Below are 16,909 nucleotides of genomic sequence, written 5' to 3' on the forward strand. Positions count from 1 at the left end.
GCGCGAGTGACGGGGCTCGAACCCGCGACCTCCGGCGTGACAGGCCGGCACTCTAACCAACTGAGCTACACCCGCGTACCTCTTGGAAGCCGCGCCTCTATGGCAGGCCGTGTGGGCTGTCAACGGGCTTGAAAGCGGGAATTTTTCCACAACGGAGCGCCGCGTGGCGCACAAAGAAAAAGGCGCCCGGAGGCGCCTTCTTCATCATCCCAATGGCGCGAGTGACGGGGCTCGAACCCGCGACCTCCGGCGTGACAGGCCGGCACTCTAACCAACTGAGCTACACCCGCTCGCCGTTGGGAGCGCCGCCTCTATGGCAGCTTTTGCAGGCTGTCAACGCTCAACCACGAGCATTTGGCCTCGATCGACATTTTCTTCTCGCTGCCTGTGCCTTCAGCAATTCTGGTACTTCCAATTGCGGCTCTTGCCTTCGCCAATCCATTCGACCGCCTGCGCAATGCGCTTGTCCCGCGTGGGTTCGGTCTTCGCCTCGACGATCCATTCGATGTACTCCCGGCGCTGACCGGGAGGCATTGCCGCAAAGCGCTCTGCTTGCCCAGCGACTGCCAGAGCGGCGCTGAAGGGTTCGGGGAGTTCCGGCACTGGCTTGGGGGAAGCGCGCGGCAACTTTGCCTTTGGCGCAGAAAGCCGGGCGGCGGCGGAGTTCAGTCGTTCGACAACAGTGGCCTCGTCCGGGAAATTCTCGAGCGATGCGATCCTGCGAAACGGACCCGTCCCGCCCGCTACCTCGTCGTTATGGAAGAAGATCGAGACATGGGCCTTGAAGGCCGCCATGCCTGCCAGGTTCTTTCCGCCCAACGTGAAGTGCGGCATGCCCCACTTGATGGCTTCGACGCATTCGGGCACCTCGCGATGCACCAGCGCCCGAAAATGCTCGAGAACCGGTCGAGCGAATGCTCCTGCATTCGCGATATGCTGATCGATGCGCGGATCGGTCGTCGGCATGTGTACCTCCGATCCGCACATCTATCACATCAGTCCGCCAGTAGCAGCACCGGCGTTTCGATGAGCTTCTTGATTGCCTGGACAAAGCTTGCGGCATCGTGGCCGTCGACCACGCGATGGTCGCAGCTGATCGAGATGTTCATCAGCTTGCGCTTCTCGATGCGCTCGCCACCCATGCCGTCGGGCACGAACATCGGCCGCTCGATTATCCGGTTGGGTCCGATGATGGCGACTTCGGGCCGGTTGATCACCGGGGTCGTCGCCACGCCGCCCAGGGGTCCAAGCGACGTGACGGTGAGGGTCGAGCCCGAAAGCTCGTCCGACTTGGCGCTGCCATTACGCGCCGCTTCAGCAAGACGGCCAATCTCGCGCGCAAGCTGCCACAGGTTGAGGGACTGAGCATTGCGGATCACCGGCACCATCAGGCCCGCTGGCGTCTGCGCCGCCATGCCGAGATGGACCGCTCCGTAACGGGTCACCACGCCAGCTTCGTCATCGTAGCGGGCATTGATCATCGGGAATTGCGGCAGGGTACGACAGATCGCGGTGATGAGCAGCGGCAGCATCGTCAGCTTGGGCTTGTCGCCGCGGCTGCTGTTGAGCTGTTCGCGCATCACTTCAAGTGCCGTAACGTCGCACTCTTCGACATAGGAGAAGTGCGGAATGTGGCGCTTTGATGCCGCCATGTTCTCGGCAATGCGGCGGCGCATACCAATGACCTTGATCACCTCGTCGCCACGCTCCGGACCGGCGGAGCGATAGCCCCCCGTTGCATTGTAGGCGAGGAACTGGTCGAGATCCGCATGGCGCACGCGCCCTTCCTCGGACGGGCGCACTTCGGACAGATCGATGCCGAGATCGCGCGCACGCTGGCGGACGGCCGGGCTCGCGAGGACCTTGGCATCGTAGCCGCGGCGAACTTGCTCGACCGCCTGCGCGGGAGCAGGCTTGGGCGCTGCCGGGGAAGGCGGAGGTGGCGGTGGTGAAGGTGGCGGCGGTGAAGCTGCCTCGACCCGCGACGCGTCGCCAGCGTCCGACGTCTCGACCTCGATGCGCTCTTCAACGATTTCCGCCTTGGGCGCGGGCGCAGGGGCTGGCGCCGCAGCAGACGCCTGCGCCTCCCCTTCCCCTTCGGTCTCGATGACAACCAGTGCCGAACCAATCGCTACCACATCACCGACTTCGCCCGCGATCGAGACGACCTTGCCCGCCACGGGGCTTTCCATTTCGACCGTTGCCTTGTCGGTCATCATGTCGGCCAAGCGGCCATCTTCCTCGACCATGTCGCCCACGGCGACGTGCCAGGCCACGATCTCGGCCTCGGCGATACCTTCGCCGATGTCGGGCAGGCGGAATGTATAGGTTCCCATGGCTTCAGGCTTTCGTAAGGCGGTCGATGGCCTCGCCGATGCGGACAGGGCCTGGGAAGTAGGCCCATTCGAGGCTGTGTGGATAGGGGGTGTCAAAACCCGTCACGCGCTCGATCGGGGCTTCGAGGTGATAGAAGCAGCGCTCCTGAACCAGAGCCGAGAGTTCTGCACCGAAGCCGGAAGTGCGCGTCGCTTCATGGACGATCAGGCATTTGCCGGTCTTTTCCACCGACTTTTCCACCGTCTCGATGTCGAGTGGAACCAGGGTGCGCAAGTCGATGATCTCGGCATCAACGCCCTTTTCCGCGCAAACCGCGGCGGCCACGTGGACCATGGTGCCGTAGGCCAAGACCGTGAAAGCGTTGCCCGGACGGACGATGCGGGCCTTGCCCAGGGGAATCGAATAGTAGCCTTCAGGCACCGCGCTGTCGGCATGCTTCGACCACGGCTCGACCGGCTTGTCGTAATAGCCATTGAACGGGCCGTTATAGATGCGCTTCGGTTCAAAGAAGATCACCGGATCGTTATCCTCGATCGCCGAGATCAGCAGGCCCTTTGCATCGTGCGGGTTGCTCGGCACGACCGTCTTCAGGCCGGCGACATGCGTGAACAGCGCCTCGGGGCTCTGGCTATGCGTCTGCCCCCCGAAGATGCCGCCGCCGAACGGCGAGCGCACGGTCATCGGCGCGATGAACTCGCCGGCCGAACGATAGCGCAAGCGTGCCGCTTCCGACACCAACTGGTCGAGCCCCGGATAGATGTAGTCGGCAAACTGGATCTCGGGCACGGGGCGCAGGCCATAAGCGCCCATGCCGACAGCCACGCCAATGATCCCGCACTCGCTGATCGGCGTGTCGAACACGCGGGTCTTGCCGTACTTCTTCTGCAGGCCCGCAGTGGCGCGGAACACGCCACCAAAATAGCCGACATCCTCTCCCATCACGACAACGTTGGGATCGCGCTCCATCATGATGTCGAGCGCATCGTTGATTGCCTCGATCATGTTGAGACGGCGGGTCGGAGCCTCGGCGAGGCTGACCGGCGATTCTTCGTGGGTCATGGCTGCTTCCCCTCCTCGGACCACTCTGGCCATTTGACCCGACGCTCGTGAATTGCCTGCTCGCTCTGCTCCCGAAGGTGCCAGGGCAAGTCTTCGAACACGTCTTCGAACATGGTGTGGAACGGGTGATGCAGCCCATGGCCGAGGATGCCGTTCTTTTCAGCTTCCTTGGTCGCGGCCTTGACCATGTCCATCTGTTCGCGATCCATCGCGGCGTGCTGCTCGTCGGACCATTCGCCGAGCGCGATCAGATGCTGCTTGAGCCGATTGATCGGATCCCCAAGCGGCCACTCCTCACGCTCGTGCGCCGAACGATACTGGCCAGGATCGTCCGAGGTCGAATGGCCCTCGGCGCGATAGGTGAAGTGCTCGATCAGCGTGGGCCCGGCGTTCGATCGAGCGCGGTCTGCTGCCCACTTGGTGGCCGCATAGACTGCCAGGGGGTCGTTGCCGTCCACCCGCAGCCCAGCCATGCCATAACCGATTGCGCGAGCGGCAAAGGTGGTACGCTCGGCGCCGGCAAATCCCGAAAAGCTAGAGATCGCCCACTGGTTGTTGACGACATTGAAGATGACCGGCGCGTTGTAGACGGTTGCGAAGGTCATCGCTGAATGGAAGTCCCCCTCTGCCGTCGATCCCTCGCCGATCCAGGTGGCCGCAATCCGGGTGTCACCCTTGATCGCGCTGGCCATCGCCCAGCCCACCGCTTGCGGATATTGCGTCGCAAGGTTGCCGCTGATCGTGAAGAACGAAGCCTCCCGCGCCGAATACATGATCGGCAGCTGACGCCCCTTCAGCTTGTCCGCCCGGTTCGAGTAGATCTGATTGATCATCTCGACGATCGGGTAGCTCCGCGAAATCAGGATACCCTGCTGGCGGTAGCTCGGAAAGACCATGTCGTCAGATGCCAAGGCCATTGCCGGGGCCACGGAGGTTGCCTCTTCCCCCGTACACTTCATGTAGAAGCTGGTCTTGCCCTGCCGTTGGCCGCGATACATGCGGTCATCGAAGGCCCGGGTCAGCGCCATGGTGCGAAGCATCCGCCGCAAGGTTTCGGCATCGAGCTTCGGATCCCATGGCCCGATTGCGCGATGATCGTCGCCCAGCACGCGAACCAGGTCGAAACACAGCCCCTGCGTTTCAGCTGCGGTGCACTGCTCGTCAGGACGCGGCTGCGCACCGGCGGGCGGGATTTCGAGGTGCGAATAATCGACCTCGTCGCCCGGCCGGAACTTCGGTTCCGGCACATGCAGCGCCAACGGCGCCATGTTGCCGCGCACGCTTCCGCTCATGCTGCGAAGACCTGCATCTGAACTCTCCCACATCGAATCGCGCTTTCCATATGGGAAAGCATGACAGACGCAAAGTTATATACTCTTGTTATTTTATTTCACAGAGCTTTTCTCGCTTCCGCCGTCCGGCGGATCGAAAAAGGTCTTTTCTAGCAAGGCTAATATATCGTCCGAGGATCACAAAGCGCCGAAGCGCCTCTTGTTCCAACAGGAGCCCGATGCTCCGGTCAGCTGCCGTCAGTGATCAGAGTTCCGCCATCGATCACGAGATTGTGGCCGGTGACAAACGCGCCGGCCGGCGCAGCGAGGAACACCGCAGCGCCCGCCACTTCATCCGGCGTTCCAGGACGACGCAATGGTGTCATCGCCATGCGACGCGCCATGAAAGCGGCATCATCAAGCAACGGCTGCGAAAGTTCCGTGGCGATGAACCCGGGAGAGATGGCATTGACCCGCACTCCGCTAGGTCCCCACTCCACAGCGAGATTGCGTGCCAGTTGCGCTACGCCCGCCTTCGCAAGAGCGTAGGCATTGATCCTAAGGTTGCCTCGCAGAGCCGAGAGACTGGCCATCAGCAAGGCCGCACCGCCGCCGCTCGCCGCGATATGCGGAAGGGCAAGATTGCACAGCACGACCTGGCTCCGCAGATTGATTGCCATGACACGAGCATAATCGTCCATGTCGATCTGCGCGAACGAACCCGGATTACCGGTGATTCCGGCATTGCAAACCAGATGGTCGATCCGCCCGAAAACCTCGAGGCTTTCAGCCACTAGGTGGGCCAGCGCTGCGTCATCGCTCACGTCGCAGGGGCAACCCGGCATGCCCAGCTCCGCGGCCACGCGCGCAGTATCGGCCGGGTCCTCGCTCGAGATCATCACTCTTGCGCCGGCTGCGATAAGCGCCTCTGCAATCGCGCGACCAATCCCACGCGTGGAGCCGGTAACGATGGCCGCTTTGCCAGAAAGATCGAACAGACCACTCATGCGCGAGCGACAGGACTGCCTTGGTCAGCCAGCACGTATAACGTCACGTCCATGTCGGTAACACCCTCTCCCATATGCTTGCACCGTAAGGGCGCATAAGAGATGGACCGTTGCAGGACAAAGGCAATCCATGGATGCCCCCCAATCAATGCCATGCATGGTTATTCGGCCGCGTCCAAGAGACGAGCCATTTCGGCCGGGTGATATCGCAACTCGTCAGGCCCGGCATATCGCACGTCCCAATTGGGTTCGCCTTTCATGAAGTCCGGCAGGTTGGTCATGTATATCGCTGTTCCGAAAGCGCCGTCCCAGATGCGCGGCTTCCAGCTGTCATCAACGCAATCACAATCTGCACCGTATTCTGCCTCGCCACCCGCCGGACACGGCACGTAGAGGAACGCGGCCGAGGTCAGCCTGTGCCGCCCGAAACCCCAGTTCCAGTCACCGTAAGTGTAGCCGCGCCTGTCGAGGTAGTTCTTGGCCACCATCAGCTCGTCGATATCCTCGACTTCCCAATTGGCGTGGTGAAACTTCAGCGTCCCGTTGAAGCCCGGCATTGGCGCGTGCGCATCGGCCAGGAACACGTTGTGATGTTCGTAGCAGCCATCCGCCCGCATGTAGACGCCAAAGCCCTTCTGCATGTCGGTGATGCGGAAGCCGAGGATGTCCTTATAGAAAGCCACCGCCTCCTGCACGTCCGGAAACGTCCAGACGCAGTGGTGCGTGCGCTTTGGCACCGCCCGATCAATCCATTTGCGCGGCTGGTTGAGGCGGGCAATCCGGCCCACCGTATTCTGCGGGGTTGGCGCGCCAAAGACAGCACGCGGCTGCCACACTTGCAGCCCAATCGCCTGCCCGAACGGCGTGACGAAATGGACCGCGCCCTCAGCATCAGTGGTCAGGTCAACGACGCGCTCGAGGCGAGCCTTGAGGCGTTCCAGCCCTTCCGCGTTGTCCACCGCCCAAACGCATTCATGGACGCCCTTCGTCGTCTGCGCCGAACCCTTGGGCAGATCGGGATGACCGCGCTTCAAGAACAATGACTGAGAACCGTCGGCCGATTCGAAAAGCGCCGAGCCATCGTTCTGCTCGATCAGCGTCAGCCCAAAATCGCGGAAGAAGCGAACGCAAGGTTCAACCTCCTCTACCATCCATGTCAACCGCCTGATGCCAATGATCGCCACGCCAATTCTCCTGCCTTGCTTGCAAGGGAATGGCGGCGTTCTCATCCAATCGTCTTGCGCCAGATCAAATCCGGATCATGAATTGTTTGAAGGACAGTGCATCAATTTCATGGATGCCGAACAGTAAGTCCACGCCCTTTGCCGGTTCAGACCGCAACGTCGGCCTTGATCACGCCCTGCGGCGCATAACCGGTCACTTGAAAATCCTCGATCCTGTAATCGAAGATTGAGTCCGGCCGGCGCAGGATCGAAAGCCGAGGATCTCCTGAAGGCTTTCTGGCGAGCTGGGTTTCAACCAGTTCGGCGTGGTTGAGATAGAGATGCGTGTCGCCCCCCATCCAAACCAGTTCTCCTGGTTCGAGATCACACTGCTGCGCCAGCAAGCGGATGAACAGGGCCGCACCCCACAGATTGAATGGCAGGCCCAGCGCCACGTCGCAGCTGCGCTGGTAGAGCAGACCATTCAGCCGGTTCCCGCTGACGTGGAACTGGTAGGTCTTGTGGCAGGGAGGCAGCGCCATCGCGTCAAGCTCGGCCACGTTCCAGCCCTCGACGATATGGCGACGGCTGCCGGGATTGGTCCTCAGCGAGCGGACCACGTCGGCAACCTGGTTCACCCCATGCTCCCGCCGGCGAAACAGGTCATCGCCTGCCGGTTCATAGACCGGCCAGTCTACCCATTGCTTGCCATAGACCGGACCGAGATCGCCCCATTCACGGGCGAACGCCTCATCTTCTACAACGCGTGCCGAAAAATCGGCGCGGGAAATGCCATCGCCGGAAGCCTTGCGGTATTTGTCCAGCGGCCAGTCCGTCCAGATCTCGACACCCTGCGCGCACAGCTTGCGGATATTTGTATCGCCAGTCAGGAACCACAGAAACTCGCGGGTCGCTGTTTTCCAGTACACCCGCTTGGTCGTAAGCAAGGGCATGCGCCCGTCGGAAAGGTCGAAGCGCAATTGCGCGCCGAAAACCGATCGTGTGCCCACGCCGGTGCGATCCACCCGCTCGTCTCCGCGCTCCCAGATCTCGCGCATGAGATCGAGATACTGCTGTTCGTAATGGCGGGCGGAATCGGCGCGTTCAGGCATGGCTTCGCTTCTAGCTGCGCGGGCGGGCTCGAGCAAAATCGCCGCCGAAATTTCCCGGCGAAAAAACTTGGCGTTACCCGCTTGCCAGCGTTGGAACTGCTTCGTATAGGGCGCCCCTGCCTCGCAGCCGGGTCACCGGTTGGCGGATCGGTCGGGGAATAGCTCAGCCTGGTAGAGCACTGTCTTCGGGAGGCAGGGGCCGGAGGTTCGAATCCTCTTTCCCCGACCATTTCACCTTCAAAGGTGATCGAAAGGGCGGCCTTCGGGTCGCCCTTTTCGTTTGTCGCGGCTGCTCGGTTCATCGCGCACCTGCCACAACTCCTACATTTGGCCCGCAAATCCGTGTCGCAAAGTCGCAAACCGGGTTTCGCTGCGGAACGACAAAGACGACCTTGTCCGGGTTACCCAATCAACTGGACAGGAACTCCATTCGTGACCATCCGCAAACTCACTGCTGCCCTTCTCGTCGCCACATTGCCCATCGCCACCGCAGCAAACGCACAAGACGCAGCTGCTGGCACCGAAGCCACGGCCACGGCTGAAGCCACCACGGCCGCGCCGGCGGCGGCCACACCGGCCGTCGGCGCTGTTGTCTATGATGCTGCCGGCGCCGAAGTCGGCAAGATCAAGAGCGTCAACGCGCCCAACTTCGTGATCGACACCGGCAAGAACACCGCCACCTTGGCGCTGACCGCACTCGGCACTGGTCCCAAGGGCCCGGTCCTCGGCATGACCAAGGTCGAACTGGATGCGGCTGCCGAAAAGGCTGCTGCAGCGGCAAAGGCTGATACGGCTGCTGCGATCGTTGTCGATGCGCCGGTCTACGCCTCGGATGGCACCACGCAGCTCGGCAAGGTGGCCGAAGTGACCGATACCGAATTCGTGCTCGATGCGGGTACGGTTCGCGTGAAGCTGCCGAAGACTTCGGTCGCCAAGGGCGCCTCCGGTCTGATGATCGGCATGACCGCGCAAGGCTTTGCAGACGCTACAAAGAGCGCCGACCAGAGTGCGAATGCAGCGGCCGCAAAGCCCGCTGGCAAGTAAGCAATTCAGGGAGCGGGCGGCGCGTTTACCCCTTTTTCGCGCCGCCCCAACCGTTCCCTCGGATCAGCCTCTTAGCCGCCCCTGAGAAGTTGCACGCCCCAATCCCGCTCGAAAAGGTAGAGCAGCACGCGGGCCGCCTCCCCTCTTGGCGACGACAAACCGCCGTCGCGTTCCATCAGCAGTCGTGCATCATCATGCGCTAGCGGCAGCAACCGCGCGATCTGTTCGAAGTCCGCCACCTTGAACGGCGTATCGCCCGATTGCCGGGTGCCAAGCAGCTCTCCGCCGCCCCGCAACCGCAAGTCTTCCTCGGCCAGGCGAAAGCCGTCCTGCGTCTCTCGCATCAGAGCAAGCCGCTCGCGCCCGGTTTCCGAGAGAGCCTCACCACGCAGCAGCAGGCAGGTCGATTGCTGGCTGCCCCGTCCGACACGCCCGCGCAACTGGTGCAACTGGGCCAAACCGAAGCGCTCTGCCTGCTCGATCACCATCAGCGTCGCGTTAGGCACGTCGACGCCGACCTCGATTACCGTCGTCGCAACCAGCAGTTGCGCGTCACCTCGGGCAAACTGCTCCATGGCCGCATCCTTGGCCTCGGGCCGCAGCTGGCCGTGAACCATGACCACGGTATCCCCGAACCGCTCCTTCAGCGCAGCATAGCGCGCTTCTGCGGCAGCAATGTCTTCCGTCTCCAGCTCGCGCACCATCGGGCAGACCCAGTAGGCCTGCGCACCCTTGGCAATGTGCCGCGCCACTCCTTCGACCACGTCGGCAAGGCGCTCTGTCGAAATCACGCGGGTGTCGATGGCCTGACGGCCGGGCGGCATTTCGTCGAGCCGCGAGACGTCCATCTCCCCGTACTGCGCCAGGGTCAGCGTGCGCGGGATCGGTGTGGCCGTCATCGCCAGGCAATGCGGAGTCCGCCGCGCCTTCTGGGTCAGCATCAGGCGCTGCCCCACGCCAAAGCGGTGCTGCTCGTCGATCACCACAAGCGCAAGATTGCGGTAGGCGACGGCCTCCTGGAAGATCGCGTGCGTACCGACGCAAATGTCGATCGAGCCATCGAGCAGCCCCATCAGGATCGATTCGCGCGCCTTGCCCTTGTCGCGTCCTGTCAACAGCGCGATGTTCACGCCTGTCCCTGCAGCCATCCGCGTCAGAGTCTCGGCATGCTGGCGCGCGAGGATTTCGGTCGGCGCCAGCAGCGCGGCTTGCCCGCCCGCCTCCACCGCGATCAGCATGGCATTGAGCGCCACCGCCGTCTTGCCAGACCCGACATCGCCTTGCAGCAGACGCAGCATCGGCGCGCCTTGCGCCATGTCGCTTTCGATCTCGGCAATCGAGCGCTTCTGCGCGCCAGTCAGTTCGAACGGCAGCTTGAGCATTGCACGCAATCGCCCGTCCCCGTGCAGCGGCGTGCCCTTCTTCGCACGGTTGCTCTCCCGCACCAGCATCAGGGCGAGGCTGTTGGCCAGCAGTTCGTCATAGGCGAGCCGGTCCTTGGCCAGCTTGTCCTCGGCCTTGTGTGCAGTCGGCAGCGCCGCGTCCCAAGACGGCCAGCCCATTCGCGCGATGAGGCCCGGCTCGATCCACTCCGGCAGCTTGGGCAGGTGCGCCAGCGACTGCGCCACCAAGGCCTGCACCCGCCCCTGCGTCAGCCCTTCTGACAGCGGATAGACCGGCTCGTTCAGCTGGCCGAGCATGCCGGCGCTATCCTCGCTCACATGATCGGGATGTACGATCTGCCAGGTCTGGCCGAACTGGTCGAGCCTGCCCGCCACCCAGCGCTTCTCGCCCAAGGGGAGCTGCTTCTTCGCGGTATAGGCCGCTCGCCCGAAATAGGTAAGCGTGACATAGTTGCCAGCGGCATCCTCGGCCATTACCCTGAAAGGACCGCGCCCGGCCGACTGGCGATAATCGCGCACCGTCAGCGGCAGCACGATCTGTTCCCCCAGCCCCGCCTCGTCCAGATTGGCCACCGCCCGGCGCAGCACCCAGCGATCGGGCAGGTGGTACGCGATATCCTTGACGCGGGTCAGCCCCAGCTTCTCGAGCGGGCGCGCCAGACCAGGCCCCACGCCTTTGAGGCTGGAGCTTTCCGCGAACAGGGGGTTGAGCAGGTCAGGACGCATCGCCCGCCCGACATAGGCTGCAAGGCCACGTTTCGCCAATGCCGCCCAAAGCGAAATTCACGGCCATTTTTGACCCAGCGCATGGTTCAGGTGCTGAGCCGGTGCTTGAGTTGCTTTCGAAGATAACGAAAGCAGGAGCAAAACGATGTTGATCCCTCATGGAGCCGTCATTGCCGTCGTCGATGGCAAGGCCTGGGAACTCTACCGCAACGCCGGGACAGAAGCCACGCCCGAACTCGCGGCCATGGAAACGCCTGCGCTCGTCGAGCACAATCACTCCAGCGGCGGCAGCCACGCATCGCCGCATCAGCAGGACGAGACCGCCCACTGTGCCGCGGTAGCCGATTGGCTCAACCGGCAGGTGCAGGGTCACAAGATCGCCCAGCTCGTGCTGATCGCTCCGCCGCGCGCCTTGGGCGAACTGCGTCACCAGATCGGCAAGGGCACCCAGAACGCGATCATCAAGGAACTGGCCAAGGACATGGTCGGTCGCCAGCCCACCGAGATCATCGCCGCGCTGCGGGGCAAGTAACTCGCGCGGCCAAGCGATGGGGCATTCCGGCGCGGGGAAGGACGGCTTCGGCCGGAGGCGCCGGGATGCCCTTTGGCATGGGGCCAGGACCCTTGTCTCGCTGGGCCGATGGGCCTAACGGCAGAGCATGACCGAGCCTGCTGCAATCGCCCCCGAGAGCCTTCGTCGCCTGCACTTCCGCGCCTGGCACCGCGGCACGCGCGAAGCGGACTACATGATCGGTTGTTATTTTGACCGCTACCACGCCAATTGGTCGGCCGAGCAGGTAGCCTGGTTCGAAGAGCTGATCGAGGAAGACGACGTCGAGATCATGGCATGGGCGCTCGGCACACAGCCTGTGCCCGAAAAGTATGCCGGTGCGATGATGGACGCCATGCGCAAGCTGGACTACGTCGAGATCCCGCGCTGATTTTGCCTCTCGCGCGTTAAGCCTGCCATGTCCGACCTCGCCCGCATCCTTTCGGCCAAGACGCCGCTAACGCTTTCGTCCGTCGCGCGTGGCGCGCAGCCGCTTGTTCTCGCCGATCTCGCCCGCGCCGCCAAAGGTCGCGCCGTCTTCATTGCGCCTGACGAGTCGGCAATGCGGGCCATCGTCGAGAGCGCCGCATTCTTCGCGCCGGACCTTGAAGTCATCGACTTTCCGGCGTGGGACTGCCTGCCGTTTGACCGTGCCTCCCCGGCGCTATCGGTCAGTTCCCGCCGCCTCGCCGCACTGCAGCGGCTGCAGCGCAAGCGCAGCGGACCGCAACTGCTCGTCACGACGATCAACGCCGCGCTCCAGCGCGTCCTGACGCCGTTCCGTATCCGCGCATCCACCCGCCTGCTTTCGCCGGGCACCGAGATCGGCCGCGAAAGCCTGATCGCACTCCTCCAGCGCCAAGGCTATTCGCGCACCGACACGGTCGTCGACGCTGGCGAGTACGCGGTGCGCGGATCGGTGTTCGACATCTATCCTTCTGGCCTCGACCACGGCCTTCGGCTGGACTTCTTCGGCGACGAGCTTGAAACCCTGCGCCTGTTCGATCCGAACACGCAGCGCTCGGTGCAGCCGGTCGAAACGCATCTCCTGCTGCCAGCCAGCGAAGCCCTGCTCGATGATGACAGCATCAAGCGTTTTCGCAGCCGCTACCGCGAACTGTTTGGCGCGAACGCCACCGGCGATCCGCTCTATCAGGCCATCACCGATGGCCGTCGCCTTGCCGGCATGGAGCACTGGCTCCCGCTGTTCGAAGACCGGCTCGTCACGCTGTTCGATCATCTGGCCGAGGATGACCTTGTCCTGATCGACACGACTGCGATCAAGGCTGCCGAACAACGCATTGCCGACATTGCCGACTATCACCAGTCGCGCCTCGATTCCTCGTCCAAGGCGCCGGGCAGCTACCGTCCACTGGCCGAAACCGCGCTCTATCTCTCGCGCGATGAACTGGACCGGGCGCTTGCCGGTTGGCCGGTGCACCGCACCACCATCTTTGCCGAGCCGGAATCGAAGCAGGTTGTCGATTTCGGCTTCACTTCGAGCCACGATTTCACGCCGGAGCGCGCTGCCGCAACCTCCGGTGGGACCAACATCTACGAAGCGGCCGCCAAGTACATTTCGGCATTGGGCACGCGCGGCAAGAAGCCGATCATCGCGGCCTATACTGCCGGCTCGCGCTCACGCCTCGCCTCGCTGCTGGCGGAAGCCGGCAAGTTTACACCGCAGATGGCTGAAACCTGGCAGGAGGCACTGGGCCTTGCGGCGACGGGAAAACCCGCCGCCGTCGTCCTCCCGCTCGAACAGGGCTTTGCCAGCGACGATCTGGAACTGCTGACCGAGCAGGACATCCTTGGCGACCGTCTTGTCCGCCGCAAGAAGAAGCGCAAGGACGCCGACGCCTTCCTGGCTGAATTGTCCGCGCTTACGCCGGGCGATCTCGTCGTCCACATGGACCACGGCATCGGTCGTTACCTCGGCCTGGAAGCCATTGGCGTCGGCGACAGCCCGCACGATTGCGTTCAGCTGGAATATTCCGGTGGCGACAAGCTCTACATCCCGGTCGAAAACCTCGACGTCCTTTCACGCTATGGCTCTGATGCCGATGGCGTTGCATTGGACAAGCTGGGCGGCGAGGCTTGGCAGCGCCGCAAGGCGCGGATGCGCGAACGCATCCTGGAGATGGCCGGCCACCTCATGGCCACGGCGGCCCAGCGCGCCCTGCGACAGGGCACTGTGCTACCCGTCGATCCCGCGAGCTATGGCCCCTTTGTCGACCGCTTCCCATGGGACGAAACCGAGGATCAGGAACGCGCGATCGACGACGTCCTCGGCGACATGGCCGAGGGCAAGCCGATGGACCGCCTGGTCTGTGGCGACGTCGGCTTCGGCAAGACCGAAGTTGCCTTGCGCGCGGCGTTCGTCGCAGCCATGCAGGGTGTCCAGGTGGCCGTCATCGCGCCGACGACCCTGCTGGCGCGCCAGCACTATTCGAATTTCGTCGAACGCTTCAACGGCTTCCCGCTGGAAATCGGTCGCCTCTCGCGCCTCGTCCCCGCCAAGGAAGCTGCCGAAACCAAGGCCGGGCTGGCCAGCGGCAAGGTTGATATCGTCATCGGCACCCATGCGCTCCTGTCCAAGTCGGTCGAGTTCAAGCGCTTGGGCCTGGTCATCGTCGACGAGGAACAGCGCTTTGGCGTCACGCACAAGGAAAAGCTCAAGGAACTGAAGGCGGACGTTCACGTCCTCACCCTCACTGCCACGCCGATTCCGCGCACGCTGCAGATGGCCATGTCGGGCTTGCGTGAGCTTTCCACGATCCAGACCCCGCCGGTGGACCGCCTTGCCGTGCGCACTTATGTCATGCCGTGGGACGATATGGTCATGCGCGAGGCCTTGCTGCGCGAACACCAGCGCGGCGGGCAGAGCTTCATCGTCGTGCCGCGCATCGCCGACATGCCCGAGCTCGAGGAATGGCTGCGCCTCAATGTGCCCGAAGTCCGCTTCGTGACAGCACACGGCCAGATGAGCCCGACCGAGGTCGAGGACCGGATGGGCGCGTTCTACGAGAAAAAGTACGAGGTTCTGCTTTCGACCACGATCGTCGAAAGCGGCATCGATATCCCCTCGGCCAACACCATTGTCATCCACCGCGCCGACCGCTTCGGGCTGGCCCAGCTCTACCAGCTGCGCGGACGCGTCGGTCGCGGCAAGATCCGCGCCTACGCCTATCTCACCGTGCCAGAGGACATGGCGCTGTCCGAAGTCGCCGAAAAGCGCCTCAAGGTTCTTGGCGATCTCGACAGCCTTGGCGCCGGCTTCCAGCTTGCCAGCCACGACCTTGACATTCGCGGCGCCGGCAACCTCCTCGGCGACGAGCAGTCGGGCCACATCAAGGAGGTGGGCTTCGAACTCTATCAGTCGATGCTCGAGGATGCGATCCTTGCGGCCAAGGCCGGCGACATCGGCCTCGCCCGCGAACGCGAGGCACTGAGCCCCCAGATCACGCTCGACGCGCCGATCATGATCCCGGAGGACTACGTCCCCGACCTTGCCGTGCGCATGGCCCTGTACCGCCGCATGAACGACGCCGAAGGACCGGACGCCGTCGAGGCCCTCGCCGCCGAGATGATCGACCGCTTCGGCCCCCTGCCCGCGCCCACGCAGAACCTGCTGCGCCTGATCGAGGTCAAGCGCCAGGCCATCGCCGCCAATATCGCGAAGATCGACGTCGGCCCCAAGGGAGCGCTGGTCAGCTTCCACAAGGACACCTTCCCGGACCCCGTCGGCCTCATCGGCTATGTCGAGAGGCTCAACGGCGTTGCCAAGCTTCGTCCCGACAACAAGCTGGTCATCACCCGGGCTTGGGGCACGGCCGAAGGACGCCTGAACGGCCTGGTACAGATGACGAAGGGTCTGGCTGCAATCGTGAAGCGTGCGAAGAAGGCCGCCTAAAGCAAAGCGGAGACCTCTGCCGCGCTGATCGGTCCTGATCGCAGGAAACCCTGGAACGTGTCGCAGCCCTCTTGCTGCAGCACTGAAAGCTGGCTCTCGCGCTCGACGCCTTCGCACACGATCTTGAGCCCCAGCGCACGCGCCATCGCGACGATCGCCGTCAGGATTGCCCTGTCGCGCGGATCGCTGTCGACGTCTCGGACCATGGATGCGTCGAGCTTGATCGTATCGAGCGGCAGCGACTTCAGCGTGCGGAAGTTCGCATAGCCCGTCCCGAAATCGTCGAGCGCCATGCGCGCGCCCACTGAAGCGAGCTCCGCCAGCGCCGCTGCTGATTGGGCAAAGTCCGCCACCAGCGCATGTTCGGTCACTTCCAGCGTAAGCCTCGTCGGCACGAACCCGGTTCCGACCAATAACTCGCGAAAGTCTGCAGCGAATGCTTCGCTTGCCAGATCCTCGGCTGTCACGTTAAGGGACAAAGCGAGCTTGCCCCACCCCGCCGCCGCCGTCAGTGCCTTGCCCGCGATATGCCGTGAGAGCTGCGCCACATGATCGCCACGCTCGGCAAGGGCGAAAAGCGTCTCCGCGCCGATCCGGCCAAGTTGGGGATGGTCCCAGCGCGCGAGAGCTTCCACGCCGACCAGCACGCCGTCGGCCACGCGATACTGTGGCTGGAACACGAGTCCGATCTCGTCCCGCGCCATGGCCCCGATCAGATCGGCTTCAAGCCGCGCCGCACTCCGACCTCGCGCCCGGTGCGAGCCATCGGCCCAGAGTATGCGGCGTCCGGCTTGCTGCTGTACCGCGCCGAGCGCTTGATCCAGGCGGTCGATCATTGCCGCCCCGGCCTCGCCCGGAATTCCGCGCAACAGCGCCGTTCGTGGAACCAGGTGCAGCATCTCGCCCCGCACCGGCAGACCGCGAGAGATGCGGCGCGTCAGTGCTTCTGCCAGCCACTGCCAGCGCTCACGACTGATAGTGCCGTCGCTGGCGATCAGGAACTCGCCACCGCCCACGCGCGCCACCAAGGAACCAGGGTCCAGTTCGTCGACCGCAAAATCGGCGATACGTCGCCCTATTTCAGCCAGCGCAGTATCTCCGCCCGCATGGCCGTAAGCCAGGTTGACCGAACTCAAGCGGTGCAGACCGACAAGCATGGCATGGACAAAGTCCGGCTCATGCCGCGCCAGCCACGATCTTGCCGCAGCCAGTCCCGGCAAACCAGTGAGGGCATCCCGGCCAGCATCGGCATCCAGCAAGGTCAGGCGGTGAGGCATGATGCGTCGAATAGCAGCGGAACCTTGCCAAAGCGTTCCCCGTTCGC

The 16,909-nt window shown here is 63.5% G+C and carries 13 protein-coding genes and 3 tRNA genes; 5 read left to right on the forward strand and 11 right to left on the reverse strand.

Annotated elements, in window-relative coordinates:
• Position 1: 1 nt before the first annotated feature.
• From AC1Q5P_RS00925 to thyA, 9 genes are all read right to left on the reverse strand, one after another.
• Positions 2–75, reverse strand: a tRNA-Asp gene (locus tag AC1Q5P_RS00925).
• A gap of 138 nt (positions 76–213) precedes the next feature.
• Positions 214–290, reverse strand: a tRNA-Asp gene (locus AC1Q5P_RS00930).
• A 103-nt stretch (positions 291–393) separates the two neighbouring features.
• A complete protein-coding gene (locus tag AC1Q5P_RS00935) occupies positions 394–966 on the reverse strand; it encodes a YdeI/OmpD-associated family protein (RefSeq protein ID WP_492517894.1) in 573 nt (190 codons plus the stop codon).
• A gap of 29 nt (positions 967–995) precedes the next feature.
• Positions 996–2,336, reverse strand: coding sequence for a dihydrolipoamide acetyltransferase family protein (locus tag AC1Q5P_RS00940; RefSeq protein ID WP_492517895.1), 1,341 nt, complete (start codon positions 2,334–2,336; stop codon positions 996–998).
• Between the two features lie 4 nt (positions 2,337–2,340).
• Entirely contained in the window at positions 2,341–3,396 is a 1,056-nt protein-coding gene (locus tag AC1Q5P_RS00945) for an alpha-ketoacid dehydrogenase subunit beta (protein WP_039332271.1), read from the reverse strand.
• Positions 3,393–4,688, reverse strand: coding sequence for a 3-methyl-2-oxobutanoate dehydrogenase (2-methylpropanoyl-transferring) subunit alpha (locus AC1Q5P_RS00950; RefSeq protein ID WP_492517896.1), 1,296 nt, complete (start codon positions 4,686–4,688; stop codon positions 3,393–3,395). The genes AC1Q5P_RS00945 and AC1Q5P_RS00950 overlap by 4 nt, the downstream gene beginning before the upstream one ends.
• A gap of 227 nt (positions 4,689–4,915) precedes the next feature.
• Positions 4,916–5,674, reverse strand: a complete 759-nt coding sequence (locus tag AC1Q5P_RS00955) for an SDR family NAD(P)-dependent oxidoreductase (RefSeq protein WP_492476188.1) — start codon at positions 5,672–5,674, stop codon at positions 4,916–4,918.
• Positions 5,675–5,835: 161 nt separating this feature from the next.
• Positions 5,836–6,858: a VOC family protein gene (locus AC1Q5P_RS00960; RefSeq protein ID WP_492517897.1), complete on the reverse strand. Its 1,023-nt coding sequence runs from the start codon at positions 6,856–6,858 to the stop codon at positions 5,836–5,838.
• 146 nt (positions 6,859–7,004) lie between these two features.
• Positions 7,005–7,949 (reverse strand): thymidylate synthase, encoded by a 945-nt coding sequence (gene thyA / locus AC1Q5P_RS00965; protein ID WP_492517898.1) that lies wholly within the window; start codon positions 7,947–7,949, stop codon positions 7,005–7,007.
• A 152-nt stretch (positions 7,950–8,101) separates the two neighbouring features.
• Between thyA and AC1Q5P_RS00970 the strand changes: the two genes are divergently transcribed.
• Positions 8,102–8,178 (forward strand) — tRNA-Pro (locus AC1Q5P_RS00970).
• A 203-nt stretch (positions 8,179–8,381) separates the two neighbouring features.
• Positions 8,382–8,993, forward strand: coding sequence for a hypothetical protein (locus AC1Q5P_RS00975; protein ID WP_492517899.1), 612 nt, complete (start codon positions 8,382–8,384; stop codon positions 8,991–8,993).
• Positions 8,994–9,064: 71 nt separating this feature from the next.
• Here AC1Q5P_RS00975 and recG read toward each other — a convergent pair whose 3' ends face one another.
• The gene (gene recG / locus AC1Q5P_RS00980) at positions 9,065–11,122 is read right to left on the reverse strand and encodes an ATP-dependent DNA helicase RecG (protein ID WP_492517996.1); all 2,058 of its coding nucleotides are present in this window, start codon (positions 11,120–11,122) and stop codon (positions 9,065–9,067) included.
• Between the two features lie 145 nt (positions 11,123–11,267).
• Here recG and AC1Q5P_RS00985 point away from each other — a divergent pair, with 145 nt between their 5' ends.
• The 3 genes from AC1Q5P_RS00985 to mfd all read left to right on the forward strand — a co-directional run bounded on the left by AC1Q5P_RS00985 (position 11,268) and on the right by mfd (position 15,585).
• Positions 11,268–11,654, forward strand: a complete 387-nt coding sequence (locus tag AC1Q5P_RS00985) for a host attachment protein (RefSeq protein WP_039332263.1) — start codon at positions 11,268–11,270, stop codon at positions 11,652–11,654.
• A gap of 127 nt (positions 11,655–11,781) precedes the next feature.
• Positions 11,782–12,063 carry an FAD assembly factor SdhE gene (locus AC1Q5P_RS00990; protein ID WP_039332261.1) on the forward strand — a complete coding sequence of 94 codons (282 nt, stop codon included), beginning with the start codon at positions 11,782–11,784 and terminating at the stop codon, positions 12,061–12,063.
• Between the two features lie 27 nt (positions 12,064–12,090).
• Positions 12,091–15,585 (forward strand): transcription-repair coupling factor, encoded by a 3,495-nt coding sequence (gene mfd, locus AC1Q5P_RS00995; RefSeq protein ID WP_492517900.1) that lies wholly within the window; start codon positions 12,091–12,093, stop codon positions 15,583–15,585.
• Here the strand turns inward: mfd and AC1Q5P_RS01000 are convergent.
• Positions 15,582–16,862 carry an EAL domain-containing protein gene (locus AC1Q5P_RS01000; RefSeq protein WP_492517901.1) on the reverse strand — a complete coding sequence of 427 codons (1,281 nt, stop codon included), beginning with the start codon at positions 16,860–16,862 and terminating at the stop codon, positions 15,582–15,584. The two genes, mfd and AC1Q5P_RS01000, sit on opposite strands and share 4 nt — an antisense overlap.
• Between the last annotated feature and the right edge of the window lie 47 nt (positions 16,863–16,909).

The sequence above is a fragment of the Novosphingobium sp. GW835-FHT14H07 genome, assembly GCF_058793515.1.

Coding starts and splice junctions, on each gene's coding strand:
- recG (WP_492517996.1), bottom strand. CDS start 11,122: ATGCGTCCTGACCTGCTCAACCCCCTGTTCGCGGAAAGCTCCAGCCTC.
- AC1Q5P_RS00935 (WP_492517894.1), bottom strand. CDS start 966: ATGCCGACGACCGATCCGCGCATCGATCAGCATATCGCGAATGCAGGA.
- AC1Q5P_RS00945 (WP_039332271.1), bottom strand. CDS start 3,396: ATGACCCACGAAGAATCGCCGGTCAGCCTCGCCGAGGCTCCGACCCGC.
- AC1Q5P_RS00955 (WP_492476188.1), bottom strand. CDS start 5,674: ATGAGTGGTCTGTTCGATCTTTCTGGCAAAGCGGCCATCGTTACCGGC.
- AC1Q5P_RS00985 (WP_039332263.1), top strand. CDS start 11,268: ATGTTGATCCCTCATGGAGCCGTCATTGCCGTCGTCGATGGCAAGGCC.
- AC1Q5P_RS00950 (WP_492517896.1), bottom strand. CDS start 4,688: ATGAGCGGAAGCGTGCGCGGCAACATGGCGCCGTTGGCGCTGCATGTG.
- AC1Q5P_RS00990 (WP_039332261.1), top strand. CDS start 11,782: ATGACCGAGCCTGCTGCAATCGCCCCCGAGAGCCTTCGTCGCCTGCAC.
- AC1Q5P_RS00940 (WP_492517895.1), bottom strand. CDS start 2,336: ATGGGAACCTATACATTCCGCCTGCCCGACATCGGCGAAGGTATCGCC.
- thyA (WP_492517898.1), bottom strand. CDS start 7,949: ATGCCTGAACGCGCCGATTCCGCCCGCCATTACGAACAGCAGTATCTC.
- AC1Q5P_RS01000 (WP_492517901.1), bottom strand. CDS start 16,862: ATGCCTCACCGCCTGACCTTGCTGGATGCCGATGCTGGCCGGGATGCC.
- mfd (WP_492517900.1), top strand. CDS start 12,091: ATGTCCGACCTCGCCCGCATCCTTTCGGCCAAGACGCCGCTAACGCTT.